Origin of the sequence: Streptomyces sp. NPDC057682 (assembly GCF_042799575.1) — a bacterium.
Classification (GTDB): Bacteria; Actinomycetota; Actinomycetes; order Streptomycetales; family Streptomycetaceae; genus Streptomyces.
Map to the genome: position 1 here is coordinate 82,101 of NZ_JBHVIN010000004.1, position 14,278 is coordinate 96,378.

Consider the following 14,278-nt stretch of genomic DNA (forward strand, 5'->3'; position numbering starts at 1 on the left):
CCTCCCGTCGCGCCCCTGTCCCGCCCGGCCGGTGCGCACTCGTTTCCCCCGGTCGCGGGGTGTCTGTCGGCGGCGGACAGTATGGTGGTCCGCGCGCCTAGTCGGGTGCTGAAGATCTTGACCGGGCTCGCGGGCCCGGCACGCACATCTGCGGCGTCACCGAACGCCCTAATAGCTCCGCTATGAGGACGCTCCGGCGCCTCGCAGCTGCACGCGCCAGCGGCCGCTTTCCTGATCCGGCCAAGATCTCCGGCAACCTTCTGGTCGTCCCCCGTGCCGTGGCACGGGGAGAGTACGGGCGGCGAGCCAATCGGGAGAACCTGCTTTGAGTCGTGAAACTGACAGTTCGTCCTCCGGGCCCCAGGGGCGCGGTGGAGCCGCGTACCCCTCGGGTACGCCGCCGTACGGATCCCGCCAGTATCCGTCGCTGCACCCGTCCGACGCCCCCGAGGACTCCCCGGAGCCGGGCGAGCCGTCCGCGGCCGGGGAACCGAAGACCGAGACGACCCTGACGACGCGGATCCGGATCAACATTCCGGGGTCCCGCCCCATCCCGCCGGTTGTCATGCGTACGCCCATGACCGAGGGCGAGGGCGGTGCCGAGCGCACCGGCTCCACCCCGCGTCCGGGCACCGCCGCGGCCGACGGCGCCCCGGCGTCGGAGACGGCCGGTCAGGACACCGGTGAGACCGCGGTGGTGACCGATCCCGCCGAGAAGCCGGCCAAGGAGAAGAGCGGCAGCGACTGGTTCGCCCCGCGCAAGCCCGTGGCCCCGGCCGCCGCTCCCGCCGGCACCGCGCCGGCCGGTCCGGGCGGCACGGACGGCGCGGGCTTCTCCGTCGACGGCCCGGGTGGCACCGACGGTGCCGGTTTCTCCGTGAACGGTGCCGGTGGCACGGACGGTGCGGGCTTCTCCGTGAACGGTGCCGGTGGCACGGACGGTGCGGGCTTCTCCGTGAACGGTGCCGGTGGCACGGACGGCGCCGGTTTCTCCGTGAACGGTGCCGGTGGCACGGACGGTGCCGGTTTCTCCGCGCACGGTGCCGCGGCCCGCGGTGACGGTCCGTCCGGACCGGACGCGCCCGGCGGTCCCGGCGAGGGACGGGGCCCCGGCCCGGTCACCCCGCCCGGCGGCCCCCGCGTCGACCTGCCCTACTTCTCCGACGGCCCGGCCGCGCCCGGACCCGAGGGCTTCGGCCCCGACGGCCCCGGCGGACCGCGCTCCACGCCGAATCTCGGGGTCCGTACGCCGGGCCCGGCCGGCCCCACCACGGGCCCGGCCACCGGAACCTCCCCGCTCACCCCGGACCTGGACGCCCCCTCCCCGTTCGCGCCCACCGGTCCCAAGGGGCCGGGCGGTCGTCCGCAGGGACCCGGCGGTGTGCCGCCCCGGATGTCCGACGACACCGCCGTGCTCACCCCGCAGGCCCCGGCGCCCCCGGCCGCCCATGTCTCGGGCGACACGCTGAACAGCGGCATCCCCGTGGTGCCCGCGGACCGCGGACCGTCCGGGGGGCCGTCCCCGTTCTCCGGCGCCGACACCGGTCCGCGCGCCGCGGACGGCGCCATGGGCACCGGCCCCGCGGGCCCCGGCGGATTCGCCGCCCAGGCCCCGCAGGCCGCCCGCTCCGCACCGGCGGCCCCGGCCGCCCCGGCGAAGAAGGGCCGCTCCAAGCTGGTCATGCTCGGCGTGGCCGCCGTCTGCGTGCTCGGCCTCGCCTACGGCGCCGGGCTGCTCATGAACCACTCCGACGTCGCCAAGGGCACCACCGTGCTCGGCGTCGACATCGGCGGCGGCACCCGGGACGACGCCGTCCAGAAGTTGGACGCCGCCCTCGGCGAGCGGTCCAAGGCCCCGCTCCAGCTGACCGTGGACGGCAAGGAGACCCAGCTCGCCCCCGACAAGGCCGGCCTCTCCCTGGACAGCCAGGCGACCGTCCGCGCGGCGGCGGGCAGCGACTACAACCCCGTCTCCGTCATCGGCTCCCTCTTCGGCGGCGAGCGCACCGTCGACCCGGTCATCCCGGTCGACGAGGAGAAGCTCGGCGTCGCCCTGAAGGACCTGGCCGGCGCCTCCGGCACGGCCACCGAGGGCCGGATCGAGTTCGTCCCCGGCAAGGCCGTCGCCGTACCGGGCAAGGCGGGCAAGACCCTCGACGTCAACCAGTCGATGGTCTCGGTGCGCGACGCGTACCGGGCGCAGGTCGAGACGGGGCGGACGAAGACCGTCGAACTGCCCGTCACCACCCGCGAGCCCACCATCACCAAGGCGGAACTGGACCGGGCGATGAAGGAGTTCGCGGAGCCCGCGATGTCCGGTCTGATCACCATCAAGGCCGGGACCAAGCAGATCCCCTTCGGACCGGCCAAGTCCCTGCCGAAGATCCTCTCGATGGTGCCGGTCGACGGAAAGCTCGTCGACCACTACGACAAGAAGGCCATCGAGGAACTCTGTGCCGGAGTCTTCGACGGCATCATGATCACCAAGGGCAACGGCACGAAGCACGAGGTCGGCCCGGACGACGTGGCCTTCGCCATGAAGGGCGCGCTGCTCGGCAAGACCCAGGCCGAGCGGACCGTCACGATCGACCTCGGCGGCAACGGCTGACCCACCCGCACCGCACGCCTCCGCCCCCGGCCCCACCCGGCCGGGGGCGGAGCCGTACCCCCGGCCGCGCACCGCCGTCACCCCCGGGGCATGACATCTGTCATCGCGGATCCACGATCCCCGGCCCTGCCGGGGACACCCCCCGCCGCGCCAGTCTTGGCGTATGACAACGACAGCCACCGAAGCCACGGCCGCCCGCACCGCGGCCGTCCGCTTCGACCGGGTCGGCAAGGCCTTCGGAGCCGTACGGGCCGTCGACGGACTCACCCTGGACCTGTACCCCGGCGAGACCGTGGCGCTCCTCGGGCCCAACGGCGCCGGCAAGTCCACCACCCTCGACCTCCTCCTCGGGCTGCGCACCGCCGACACCGGCACCGTGCGGCTCTTCGGCACCACCCCGCAGGCGGCCATCGCCGCGGGCCGGGTCGGCGCCATGCTCCAGAGCGGCGGACTGATGGAGGACGTCACCGTCGGGGAACTGGTCCGGCTCGCCTGCGAACTGCACCCCCGGCCCCATCCGGTCGCCGAGGTGCTCTCCCGCGCCGGCGTCACCTCCCTCGCCGACCGTCTGGTCAACAAGCTCTCCGGCGGCCAGGAGCAGCGCGTCCGCTTCGCGCTCGCCACCGCCGGGGCCAACGACCTGATCGTCCTCGACGAGCCGACCACCGGCATGGACGTCACCGCCCGCCAGGCCTTCTGGGCCACCATGCGCGAACAGGCCGACCAGGGCCGCACGGTGCTGTTCGCCACCCACTACCTCGAAGAGGCCGACGCCATCGCCGACCGCGTCCTGGTCCTGCACAAGGGCCGGATCCTCGCCGACGGCACCGCCGCCGAGATCAAGGCACGGGCCGGGGCCCGCCGGATCTCCTTCGCCCTGGACACCCCCGTGGACGAGGACGCCCTGCGCGCCCTCCCGCACCTGACCCGGCTCGACGTGAGCGGCCCCCGCGTCCGCATCCAGTCGCACGACGCCGACGCCACCGTGCACGCCCTCTACGGCCTCGGGCTCTACCCCCGCGAGCTCGAAGTCGCCGGACTGGGCCTGGAACAGGCCTTCGTCGCCCTCACCGAGGCCGAGGAGGCCAGAACCGCATGAACCAGCTCCTCTCGTGGCCGCTCGTCCGGCTCGAAGTCACCCGCACCCTGCGGAACAAGAAGTTCATGTTCTTCTCGGTCATCTACCCGTCGGTGATCTACCTGCTGATCTCCAGCACCCGGAACACCACCGACACGGTTCCCGGCTCCGATCTGACCCTCCAGGGCTTCTTCATGGTCTCCATGGCCTCCTTCGGCGCGCTGACCGCCGTCCTCATGGGCAACAGCGAACGCATCGCCAAGGAACGCGAGAAGGGCTGGGTGCGCCAGCTGCGCCTGACCGCCCTGCCCGGCCGGGGCTACGTCCTGGCGAAGATCGCCGGCGCCGCCATGGTGACGCTGCCCTGCATCGTCGTCGTCTTCCTCGTCGCCGCCACCGTCAAGCACGTCCGCGTCGACGCCTGGCAGTGGTTCGCGCTCACCGGCGTCATCTGGGCCGGCTCGCTGGTCTTCGCCGCCCTCGGGGTCGCCATCGGCTACGTCGCCGGCGGTGACGCCGTCCGCCCGATCACCATGATCATCTACTTCGGCCTGTCGATCCTCGGCGGACTGTGGATGCCCAGCACCACCTTCCCCCAGTGGCTCCAGGACATCTCTCGGTGGCTGCCCACCCACGCGTACGCTGCACTCGGCCAAGCCGTCGAGACCGGCGGCGCACCCCACGCCAGGGACATCGCCGTCCTCTGCGCCTACTTCCTGCTCTTCACGGGCGGCGCGGCCTGGCTCTACCGGAAGGACACCTCGAAGGCGTGAACGAGGACGAGACGTCGGTGGGCATCGGCAGACCGCCCACGAACGCCCGGCAGACCCGGATCAAGCTGCTGTGGATCTGTGTCTGGCTGGCCTTCATGAGCGCCCCCGTCAAGGATCTCGCCGAGGGCAACCACACACCCTGGGCCACCGCCCTCGGCACCCTGGGACTGCTGGTCTTCGTCGGGACCTATCTGGTCCTCGTCTTCCGCCACACCTCGCGGGCGCTCGACCCCTTGCGGGTCCGGGCCACCCTCCTCGTCCTCGGGGCGCTCGCCGTCCTGCTCTCGCTGACCTTCGGGACGTCCTGGCTGGTCCTGTTCGTGTACGTCTCGGTCTCCGTCGGCGCCACCCTGCCGATACGGGACGCGCGGTGGCTGATCCCCGTGGTCGGCGCGGTCCTGGTGGGCATCGCACTGGCCGGAGACCATCCGCGCTCCATCATCCCGGCGCTGCTGGTCCCCGCGCTCATCGGCGGCTTCGCGATGACCGGCGTACGGCAGCTGATCCGCACCACGATCGAACTGCGCGAGGCCCGCGCCACCGTGGCGCAGCTCGCCGCCAACGAGGAGCGGCTGCGGCTGGCCCGCGATCTGCACGACCTGCTCGGCCACTCCCTCTCGCTGATCACCCTCAAGAGCGAGCTGGCCGGGCGGATGCTGCCCGACCACCCGGAACAGGCCGCCGCCCAGGTCGCCGACATCGAACAGGTCAGCCGCCAGGCCCTCGTGGACGTCCGCAGCGCCGTCACCGGCTACCGACGCCCCACGCTCCCCGGCGAACTGGCCGGTGCCCGCACCGCGCTGGCCGCCGCCGGCATCACCGCCGAGGTCCCGGCCGAGGCCCCCGACGACGTCCCGGAGAAGGCCGAGGAGGCCCTGGCCTGGGCGTTGCGCGAGGCCGTCACCAATGTGGTGCGGCACAGCGGCGCACGCCGCTGCGCGGTCACCCTGACGCCCCGCCAGACCCTCGGCGGACGCATCCTCGAACTGACCGTGACCGACGACGGCCGGGGCTCCTCCGGCACGAAACCGGGCAACGGTCTCACCGGCATGTCCGAGCGCCTGGCCGCCGTCGACGGAACCCTGAGCACCTCCGCCGATCCGCGCTCCGGCCGGGGCTTCAGCACCGTCCTCACCGTTCCCCTGGAATCCGGCCTAGGATCCCGGGAATGAGCATGATCAGACTTCTCCTCGCCGAGGACCAGTCCATGGTCCGCGAGGCCCTGGCGACCCTTCTCGGTCTGGAACCGGACATCGAGGTCGTCGCCCAGGTCGCCCGGGGCGACGAGGTCGTCGCCGCGGCCGGCGCGCACGAGGTCGACGTGGCCCTCCTGGACATCGAGATGCCCGGCATGACCGGTATCGAGGCGACCGCGGAACTGCGCCGGGCCCACCCCGGGGTCAAGGTCGTCGTCGTCACCACCTTCGGCCGCCCCGGCTATCTGCGCCGGGCGATGGAGGCGGGCGCCGACGCCTTCCTGGTCAAGGACGCGCCGGCCGCCGAACTCGCCGCGGCCGTACGCAAGGTGCTCGCCGGGGAACGCGTCATCGACCCGACCCTCGCCGCCGCCGCCCTCGCCGACGGAGCCAGCCCGCTGACCGAGCGGGAGCGCGACGTCCTGCGCGTCGCCGCCGACGGCTCGACCAACGCGGAGATCGCCGCCGCCCTGCACCTGTCCCAGGGCACGGTCCGCAACTACCTCTCCATGGCCATCCAGAAGATGGCCGCCCGCAACCGCGCCGAGGCGGTCCGGCTGGCCCGCGAGAAGGGCTGGCTGTAGGGCGTGTCCGACACGTCCCGCCTGCTCGGCGACACCTGGCACGCCCTGGTCCCCCTCACCGGGAGGTGGAGACCAGCCCCGCCTCGTACGCCATGATCACCAGCTGGACCCGGTCCCGGGCCCCGAGCTTGGCCAGGAGCCGGGTGAGGTAGGTCTTGGCGGTGGCGACGCTGATGACGAGCCGTTCGGCGATCTCCGCGTTGGAGAGCCCGCTGCCGACCAGGACCAGCACCTCGCGCTCCCGGTCGGTGATCGCCGGCAGCGGCGGGGGCGGCGGCGCGGCCGCGGGGCGGTTCGCGAACTCCCTGATCAGCCGCCGGGTGACGCCCGGGGCGAGCAGCGCGTCACCCGCCGCCACCACCCGGACCGCCGCCAGGATGTCGTCCAGCGCCATGTCCTTGACGAGGAACCCGGCCGCGCCGGCCCGCAGGGCCCCGTACACGTACGCGTCGTCGTCGAACGTCGTGAGCATCAGGACGTGCGTCGCGGCCGGGCCCCCGGTGATCCGGCGGGTCGCCTCGATGCCGTCCGTGCCCGGCATCCGGATGTCCATCACGACGACGTCGGGGGCCAGTTCGGTCGTGAGCCGGACCGCCTCGTCGCCCGTTCCGGCCTCGCCGACGACCTCGATGTCCTCGATGTCGGCGATGACCATGCGCAGCGCGGTCCGTACCAGCGGCTGGTCGTCGGCGAGCAGGACCCGGACCGGCGCGGGCACCTCCCCGCTCATACGGACGCTCCCGTGTCCGCGCCCGCCGGAACGGGCAGCCTGGCCGTCACCCGGAATCCGCCCTCCGCGAGCGGCGCCGCGCTGAACTCGCCGTGCAGCAGGGCGACCCGCTCCCGCATCCCGGCCAGGCCGAATCCGGGCGGTGCGGTGGCCCCCGTGCCGCGGCCCCGGTCGGTGACCTGGACCGTCAGCTCCTCGGGGCCGTAGTCGACGGAGACGAGGCACGCGTCGGCCGCGGCGTGACGGACCACGTTGGTCACCGATTCCTGCACGATGCGGAACGCCGAGAGTTCGATGTCCGGGGGCAGCGGACGGCGTTCGCCCCGCCGGGTCAGCTCCACCCGGACCCCCGCCGATGTGGTGGCGGCCGCCAGCCGGTCGAGGTCGTCGAGGCCCTCGGCGGGGCGCAGCGGCGAGGCGTCCCGTTCCGCCCCGTGGCCGCCTTCCGGCCCGCTCTCCCGCAGCGCGACGAGCAGCCGCCGCAGCCCGGACAGGGTCTCCCGGCCCGCCGTCTCCACGGCGCTCATCGCCTCGCGCGCCGCGTCCGGCCGGGTGTGCACCACCCGTGCCGCCGCCCCCGCCTGGAGGGCGATGATGCCGACGCTGTGCGCGACCATGTCGTGCATCTCGCGCGCGATCCGCAGCCGCTCCTCGACCACGGCCTGTGCGGTCGCGCGCGCGGCCAGCGCCTCGCCGTGCCGGCGCGTCTCGAACGCCGAACGGCCCACCAGCCAGGCGACCACCGCGGTCAGGGCGACGACCAGCTCCGCCGAGGTGCCCAGCGGCCATCCCATGAGCCCGCGCACGGTGAGGAAGACGAGGAGCGTGCCGAGCGCCAGCGCGAGGGCGAGGGCCGCGGTGCGCCGGGGCAGCCGGGCCGCGATGAAGTACAGCGCGGCGTCGGCCGCGAGGAACTGGGCGAGCGGGATCTCCGCCACGCTCAGCGGCATCGTGGCGAGCGCGCCGGCGGCGAGCACCAGCGCGAGCGCCCTCAGCGGCCGCCGCTCCAGCAGCACGGCGCCCCGCACGGCGAGCGTCCAGGAGGCCAGCTGGACGACGATGCCGTCCCAGCGCAGGAACAGCACGCCGACCCTGGCAGAAGGCTCCACCTCCCCGGGCATCCGCACCCGCAGGAGGAAGGTGAGCAGGACGCCCACGCACCACGCCGCCGTCACCCAGTGAGCCGGCGGCATGCGCTTGAGCAGCGGGAGGGAGGGCGAGGGGGACATGCCGGGATCGTAGCCACCGCCCGCCGCCCCGGCATCCGACCACGGTCGTACAGCCCGGGTCGACATCCGGACCGTACGGCTGTCGCCACCGGTCCGACGACGTGCCGGGGTCCCGCGGCCCACAGTGGTCCATGTGATCGAAGTCAACGGACTGACCAAGCGATACGGCTCCGCCACGGCCGTCAGGGACCTCACGTTCACCGTACGGCCGGGCGAGGTCACCGGATTCCTCGGGCCCAACGGCGCGGGCAAGACCACGACCCTGCGCATGCTCCTCGGACTGGTCGAGCCGACCTCGGGCACGGCCACCGTCGGGGGCCGCGCCTTCCGCACCCATGCGCGGGGGCTGCGGGAGGCCGGTGCGCTGCTCGACGCGGGCGATGTGCACGGCGGCCGGACCGCCCGCGCGCACCTCGCGGTGCTGGCGCGCGGCAACGGCATCCCCCGGGCCCGGGTGGACGAACTCCTCGGGGAGGTGGGCCTGGCCGCCGTGGCCGGCCGCCGCATCGGCGGCTACTCGCTCGGGATGCGTCAGCGCCTCGGGATCGCCACGGCCCTGCTCGGCGACCCTCCGGTGCTGCTCTTCGACGAACCGCTCAACGGCCTGGACCCGGAAGGGGTGCTGTGGGTGCGGGGACTGTTCCGCCGGCTCGCCGCCGAGGGGCGCACGGTCTTCGTCTCCAGCCATCTGATGACGGAGATGGAGCACACCGCCGACCGGCTCGTCGTCATCGGACGGGGCGAACTCATCGCCGCCGAGCCCCTGTCCGCGTTCGCCGCGCGCTCCGCCCGCACCACCGTGACCGTGCGCACCCCCGACGCCGCGGTCCTGGCCCCGCTCCTGACCCGTGAGGGCGCCGACGTCACCGCCGAGGGCGACCTGCTCGACGTGTCCGGCCTGCCGGCCGCCCGGATCGGCGAACTCGCCCTGCGCAACGGTGTGCCGCTGCACGAACTCACCCCCGTGCGCGCCTCGCTGGAGCAGGCCTTCATGGAACTGACCGCCGACCGCGTCGACTACCTCGCCGGAGACCCCCGATGACGGCCACCGCCCCCACCACTGCCGCCGCCGCGGAGCCCGTCCCGCGCGACGCGCCCCCCGCCCGCTTCCGCGACCTGCTGGCCGCCGAGTGGCTGAAGACCTGGTCGCTGCGGTCCACACCCTGGATGTACGTGATCACCGCGCTGTCCGTCGTGGCCTTCAACGTCGGTACGGCGTACGACCAGTACCGGTACTGGAACACCTACGACGAGGGGAGCCGGGCCTCGTTCGTCCGCGACGGCCTCCCGCTCATCACCGCGTTCACCGCGAACGCGGCGATGGTGCTGCTCCTGGCCCTGGCCGCGATCGGGGCGGTGGCCGTCACCGCGGAGTACGGCACGGGGCTGATCCGCACCACGTTCACCGCGGTGCCGGCCCGCCGTTCGGTGATGGCCGCCAAGGTCCTCGTCCTGGCCGCCGTCACCACCGTGTTCGGCGCCGCCGTCTCCTGCGCCTCGTTCGCCGCGACGCAGGCGGTCCTGGACGCCCGGGGCGCGGGTGTCTCCCTCGGTCATCCGGGCGCGCTCCAGGTCGTCGCCGCCTCGGCCCTGCTCGCCCCGGTCGCCGCGGTCACCGGACTGGCGGTCGGCACCGTGATCCGGCACACCGCGGGTTCCGTCGTCGCGGGTGTGGTGCTGCTGATCCTGGTCCCGGTGTTCCTCAGCGAACGCCGCCACCTGACGGCGGTGCTCGCCCACACCCTGCCGTTCACCGCCTGGCAGCGCCTCACCGAGACGGCCGTCCGCAACGGACCGCCCGAGATGTTCCCGTGGAGCGAGACCGGTGCCTGGACGGTCTGCGTCCTCTGGCTGCTGGCGGCCTCCGCCGTGCCGGTGCTCGTGGTGGGCCGCCGCGACCACTGAGCCCCGGCCGGGCCCGGCGCACCGGACGGCGGTGCGCCCCGCCGATGACCGGCGGGGCGCACGAGGTGGAGCGAAGGGGCGGGCGGGGCGGGGCAGCGCACCGCCCGGCTCCGCTACGGGAACGACACCACCTGCGAGGGCACCGTGGAGGTGCCCGACGTCGGTGAACCCGTGTCATTGATGACGTGTTCGTACTGGCCCTGGCCGCCGAGGGAGACGACGAGCAGGTCGTGGAACTTCACGCCGGGCTTGACGGGTGCTTCGAATCCGTGGTCCTGGCGGATGGTGGGGTCGACGTTGTAGTAGCAGTAGCTGCCCAGGCCCCAGCCCTCGTGGGTGGTGACGGAGTCGTCGACCTTGTAGGCGGCGAAGCCCTTGGTGCTGCCGTTCTGGACGGCGGCCTGGTTGGGGGCGTCGTAGGACTTCTCGTTCTGGAAGAAGATCGTCCTGCCCCGCTCGCCGGACCAGCGGACGTCGTACTTGTTGAAGTGCTCGACGAACAGTCCGGTGGCGAGTACGTCGTCGCCGTTGACCTGGAGGCCGTAGTCGGACCGGTTGGTCTCCCAGCCCACGCCCTCGCCGTGGTCGGCGCGCCACAGCCAGGTGTGGTCGATGATCGTGTCGTCGCTGTTGACGACCATGGCGGTGGTGGCCTTGCCGGCGCCCGCTCCGCCGACCCGGACGAACACGTCCTGGAGGGACGTGGGGTTGTCCGCGTGGTCGGCGGACGAGCCCTCCGGGCCGACCTCGACCAGGGTGTCCGAGTTCTGCGGTCCGGCGTCGACGAGGAGTCCGGCGAGCTTGACGCCGTCGACGTCGCCGACCTTGAGGGCGGTCACGCCGTTGTCCGGGACGATGGTGGCCAGCCCCAGGCCGAGCACGACCGTGTTGGCGCGGTCGATGGTGACGGGCTGGTCCACGTGGTAGATCCCGGGCGTGAACAGCAGGTGCAGCCCCTGCTTCACCGCCGCGTTGATCGTCTCCGCCGTCGCGCCCGGCTTCACCACGTAGAACTGGTCGAGACCGATCGACTCGCCCTGCGGGGTGCCGTTCCAGGAGACGCCGCGCGCGTTGGTGCGCTTGGCCGGGACGAACACCTTGTAGTCGTCGCCGTCCAGATACAGGAACGGCTTCTCCCGGGAGACCGGGGTGTTCTCCAGCGTGGTGTACGGCGGGTTGGGGAAGCTCTGGGCGGGGGCGCCCTCGACGCCGGAGAACGTCATGTTCCAGACGCCGTTGCCCCAGCTGCCGATCGAGCTGTCGCGGGTGTACCACTGCTGCTGCGAGTACGGGCCGACCTGTCCGTCGATCTTGCTGTCGGCGATGTACCCGCCGCTCGCCCAGCCGTAGCCGTTGGGGGCGAGGTTGAGTCCGCCCTTGACGTGCATCCGGCGGAAGGGGGCGGCCTGGGAGACGGCCCAGCGGTCGGTGCCGTTGACCGGGTTGAGGGCCAGGTTCTCCGCCGAGCGCCAGAAGTTCTGGGTGGCGTTGCCGTTGAACCAGCCCGCGTCCACGGTGACATCACCGTTGAACGTGGTGTCGTCCGGCTTCAGGCCGAGACCGGCGATCTGGGTGTAGAACCCGATCTGCGCGTTGATGTTGTCGTACGTGCCGGGCTTGAACATCAGCGCGTAGCGGCCGTCGCCGAACTGGGCCGACTCCTGCTGCTTGAACACCGCGTCGACCTTGGCCTGGATGTCGGGCGTCGACGGATCGAACACCATGACGTTCGGGCCGAGGTCGCCGCCTCCCTCGATGGCCTGCGCGTCCTCGCCGAAGGCGGTCTGCGCCGTGGGGACGGCCATGAGGAGGGAGACGGCGAATGCGGCGAACCCGAACGTGCGGGTCCGGCGGCGGTGGCGGGGTGCCGTGGGGGATTCCGTGGGGGGAACATGCATGGGTGTACGTCTCCTGAGTTGTGGAACGGATGACGCGACAAGCACCGGAATCACGCTCTGAGAGCGCTCTCCGACGGGTGTTGATGCTTCCGCCGTCACCCGGGAAACGTCAAGAGGTGTGCATCAGGAGCCTCAGTGGATGCGCATGATCGCAACAAATAACGTCTACGGAACGGCAATTGAGCTGTTCTGTGCATGCTTGGGGGTGTGGCTGACTTCAGAGGGTGATGTGGAGAACCGGCGGGGATCCGGGTCACGGTGCCCGGAACGACATCCCTAGGATCGTGCGTCATGGCGGACTTGACGCGGGTGACCGGAGCGACCAGGGCCTACTACGACACGGTGGCCGAGGAGTACGCACCCCGGGTGCGCGAGGCCTTCGCCCGCGATGTGTGGGGGCGGGCCGTGCTCGCCGGGTTCGCCGAGGAGGTACGGGGCGACGGCGGCGGACCGGTCGCCGATCTCGGCTGCGGGCCGGGCCATGTGACGGCCCATCTGGAGGGCCTGGGGCTGGACGCGTCCGGCATCGACCTCTCGCCCGGCATGGTGGCCGTGGCCCGGCGCGCCCACCCCGGTCTGCGGTTCGAGGTCGGCTCCATGGACGCCCTGCCGCTGCCGGACGGGGAGCTGGGCGGCGCCGTCGCCTGGTGGTCGATCATGCACACGCCTCCGGACCTGCTGGACGTCCTCCTCGCCGAGTTCCACCGGGTGCTGGCCCCCGGCGGCCGGCTGCTCCTCGGCTTCCACGCCGGGGACGACGGCTCCTACACCGGCCGCCCGCGCGAGGGGGGCGTCGCCTACGCCATCCATCTGCTGGACCCCGGCCGGGTCGCCGCGCTCATGGAACGCGCCGGATTCACCCTCACCGTCCGGATGGAGGGCGAGGGCGGCACCTGGCCCTGGGCCTGCCTGGCCGGGCGGCGGCCACCGCTCGGCGAGGACGCCGGGGCCGCCGGATCCTGATCCCGGCCGCTGTCCCACGGCCACGCCTCGGGCGCGCCGGCCCGTTCTCCCGCCGCCTCGTGCACCGGGCGCGCAGACGCACCGCGGAAGAGGCCTGGCCGGCACCTCGGTCAGGTGAGGTGCCGGCCAGGGGTTCGGGGGCCCGGGTCAGGGGCGCGGTGCGGGGGCCCGGGTGATGCGGGCGATCGCCTCCACGGTCAGGGCCCGGTCGTGCGGGTCGGTCTCCAGGGCGCGGTGGATGGACAGGCCCTCGATCAGCGCGTCCAGCTGACGGGCGGTCGCCGGGTCGAAGTGCCACTCCAGGGCGACCCGGCTGCGCCGCATCCACTCCCGCGTCAGCTCGCGGAAGGCGGGCTTGCGGGCGGCCAGGGTGTACAGCTCATGGGTGAGCACCAGCTCGCGCTGGTTGCCGCCGGACAGATGGTGGACCAGATCGGCCACCGCCTCCCGGGCCTCGTCGGGCGTCGTGGCCGCGCCCAGCCGGTCCTCGAAGACGGCGACGATGCCGCTGGAGAAGCGCGTGAACGCTTCCCGCAGCAGCTCGTCCATCCCGGCGAAGTGGTACGTCATCGAGCCGAGCGGCACCCCCGCGAGGGCGGCGACCTTCCGGTGCGAGGTCCCGGCGACCCCCTCCCGTGCGATCAGGTCGAGCGTCGCGGTGATGATGCGCTCCCGCCGCTCGGGATCGGTCTGTCCGGTCGCCACGCTGTCGCCCTCGCAAAGGTCTAGATGGAGCGGATCACCCGGGCGGGACTGCCCACGGCGACCACGTTGGCGGGGACGTCCTTGGTGACGACGGCTCCCGCGCCGATGACGCTGTTGTCCCCGATGGTCACCCCGGCCAGCACGATCGCCCCGCCGCCGAGCCAGACATTGTCGCCGATCGTGATGGGACGCGCCGCCTCCAGCTTGTCGCGGCGCGGCTCCGGCTCCACCGGGTGGGTGGGCGTGAGCAGTTGGACGTTGGGCCCGATCTGGCAGTCGCGGCCGATGGTGATCGGGGCGACGTCCAGGGCGGTGAGGTTGTAGTTGACGAACGTGTCCTCGCCGACCGTGAGGTACGTCCCGTAGTCCACGTACAGCGGCGGCCGGATGTGCGCCCCGGCGCCCAGCCCGCCCAGCAGCTCGGCGAGCAGCGGCCGCGCGGCGTCCGGGTCCTCGGCGTACGCGGCGAGGTACCGGGCGGAGAGCCGCACCGCCCGCTTCTGCGCCTCGACGATCTGCGGGTCGTCCGCGATGTACAGGTCTCCGGCGAGCATCCGCTCGTGGTTCGTACGGGGGTCACCCGCGAAGTGGTCCGTCATGGGTACGAGC

At 72.9% G+C, this 14,278-nt stretch carries 13 protein-coding genes; 8 read left to right on the forward strand and 5 right to left on the reverse strand.

Features of this window, described 5'->3' with window-relative positions; all coding sequences use genetic code 11:
- Positions 1–325 precede the first annotated feature (325 nt).
- The 5 genes from ACFVDM_RS07895 to ACFVDM_RS07915 all read left to right on the forward strand — a co-directional run bounded on the left by ACFVDM_RS07895 (position 326) and on the right by ACFVDM_RS07915 (position 6,239).
- A complete protein-coding gene (locus tag ACFVDM_RS07895; RefSeq protein WP_383634600.1) occupies positions 326–2,608 on the forward strand; it encodes a hypothetical protein in 2,283 nt (760 codons plus the stop codon).
- Positions 2,609–2,771: 163 nt separating this feature from the next.
- A complete protein-coding gene (locus tag ACFVDM_RS07900) occupies positions 2,772–3,707 on the forward strand; it encodes an ABC transporter ATP-binding protein (RefSeq protein ID WP_383634602.1) in 936 nt (311 codons plus the stop codon).
- A complete protein-coding gene (locus ACFVDM_RS07905; RefSeq protein ID WP_383634604.1) occupies positions 3,704–4,459 on the forward strand; it encodes an ABC transporter permease in 756 nt (251 codons plus the stop codon). The genes ACFVDM_RS07900 and ACFVDM_RS07905 overlap by 4 nt, the downstream gene beginning before the upstream one ends.
- A complete protein-coding gene (locus ACFVDM_RS07910; protein WP_383634606.1) occupies positions 4,456–5,631 on the forward strand; it encodes a sensor histidine kinase in 1,176 nt (391 codons plus the stop codon). Before ACFVDM_RS07905 ends, ACFVDM_RS07910 begins: the two co-directional genes overlap by 4 nt.
- Complete coding sequence (locus ACFVDM_RS07915) at positions 5,628–6,239, forward strand: response regulator (protein ID WP_383634608.1); 612 nt, start codon at positions 5,628–5,630, stop codon at positions 6,237–6,239. Before ACFVDM_RS07910 ends, ACFVDM_RS07915 begins: the two co-directional genes overlap by 4 nt.
- A 55-nt stretch (positions 6,240–6,294) precedes the next feature.
- On the opposite strand, the gene ACFVDM_RS07920 is transcribed toward ACFVDM_RS07915, so the two are convergent.
- Together ACFVDM_RS07920 and ACFVDM_RS07925 are read right to left on the reverse strand one after the other, a co-directional pair.
- The gene (locus ACFVDM_RS07920; RefSeq protein ID WP_383634610.1) at positions 6,295–6,969 is read right to left on the reverse strand and encodes a response regulator; all 675 of its coding nucleotides are present in this window, start codon (positions 6,967–6,969) and stop codon (positions 6,295–6,297) included.
- A complete protein-coding gene (locus tag ACFVDM_RS07925) occupies positions 6,966–8,198 on the reverse strand; it encodes a sensor histidine kinase (RefSeq protein ID WP_383634612.1) in 1,233 nt (410 codons plus the stop codon). The genes ACFVDM_RS07920 and ACFVDM_RS07925 overlap by 4 nt, the downstream gene beginning before the upstream one ends.
- A gap of 133 nt (positions 8,199–8,331) precedes the next feature.
- Here ACFVDM_RS07925 and ACFVDM_RS07930 point away from each other — a divergent pair, with 133 nt between their 5' ends.
- Both ACFVDM_RS07930 and ACFVDM_RS07935 read left to right on the forward strand, forming a co-directional pair.
- Positions 8,332–9,240, forward strand: coding sequence for an ABC transporter ATP-binding protein (locus ACFVDM_RS07930; RefSeq protein WP_383634614.1), 909 nt, complete (start codon positions 8,332–8,334; stop codon positions 9,238–9,240).
- Complete coding sequence (locus ACFVDM_RS07935) at positions 9,237–10,103, forward strand: ABC transporter permease (protein ID WP_383634616.1); 867 nt, start codon at positions 9,237–9,239, stop codon at positions 10,101–10,103. The genes ACFVDM_RS07930 and ACFVDM_RS07935 overlap by 4 nt, the downstream gene beginning before the upstream one ends.
- Positions 10,104–10,216: 113 nt before the next feature.
- On the opposite strand, the gene ACFVDM_RS07940 is transcribed toward ACFVDM_RS07935, so the two are convergent.
- Positions 10,217–12,001, reverse strand: a complete 1,785-nt coding sequence (locus ACFVDM_RS07940; RefSeq protein ID WP_383634618.1) for a coagulation factor 5/8 type domain-containing protein — start codon at positions 11,999–12,001, stop codon at positions 10,217–10,219.
- A 291-nt stretch (positions 12,002–12,292) separates the two neighbouring features.
- On the opposite strand from ACFVDM_RS07940, the gene ACFVDM_RS07945 reads away from it, so the two are divergent.
- Positions 12,293–12,964: a class I SAM-dependent DNA methyltransferase gene (locus tag ACFVDM_RS07945; RefSeq protein WP_383634620.1), complete on the forward strand. Its 672-nt coding sequence runs from the start codon at positions 12,293–12,295 to the stop codon at positions 12,962–12,964.
- A 147-nt stretch (positions 12,965–13,111) separates the two neighbouring features.
- Here the strand turns inward: ACFVDM_RS07945 and ACFVDM_RS07950 are convergent, their stop codons facing one another.
- Both ACFVDM_RS07950 and ACFVDM_RS07955 read right to left on the reverse strand, forming a co-directional pair.
- Entirely contained in the window at positions 13,112–13,669 is a 558-nt protein-coding gene (locus ACFVDM_RS07950; RefSeq protein ID WP_383634622.1) for a TetR/AcrR family transcriptional regulator, read from the reverse strand.
- Between the two features lie 20 nt (positions 13,670–13,689).
- Positions 13,690–14,268, reverse strand: coding sequence for a sugar O-acetyltransferase (locus ACFVDM_RS07955; RefSeq protein WP_383634624.1), 579 nt, complete (start codon positions 14,266–14,268; stop codon positions 13,690–13,692).
- Positions 14,269–14,278 lie beyond the last annotated feature (10 nt).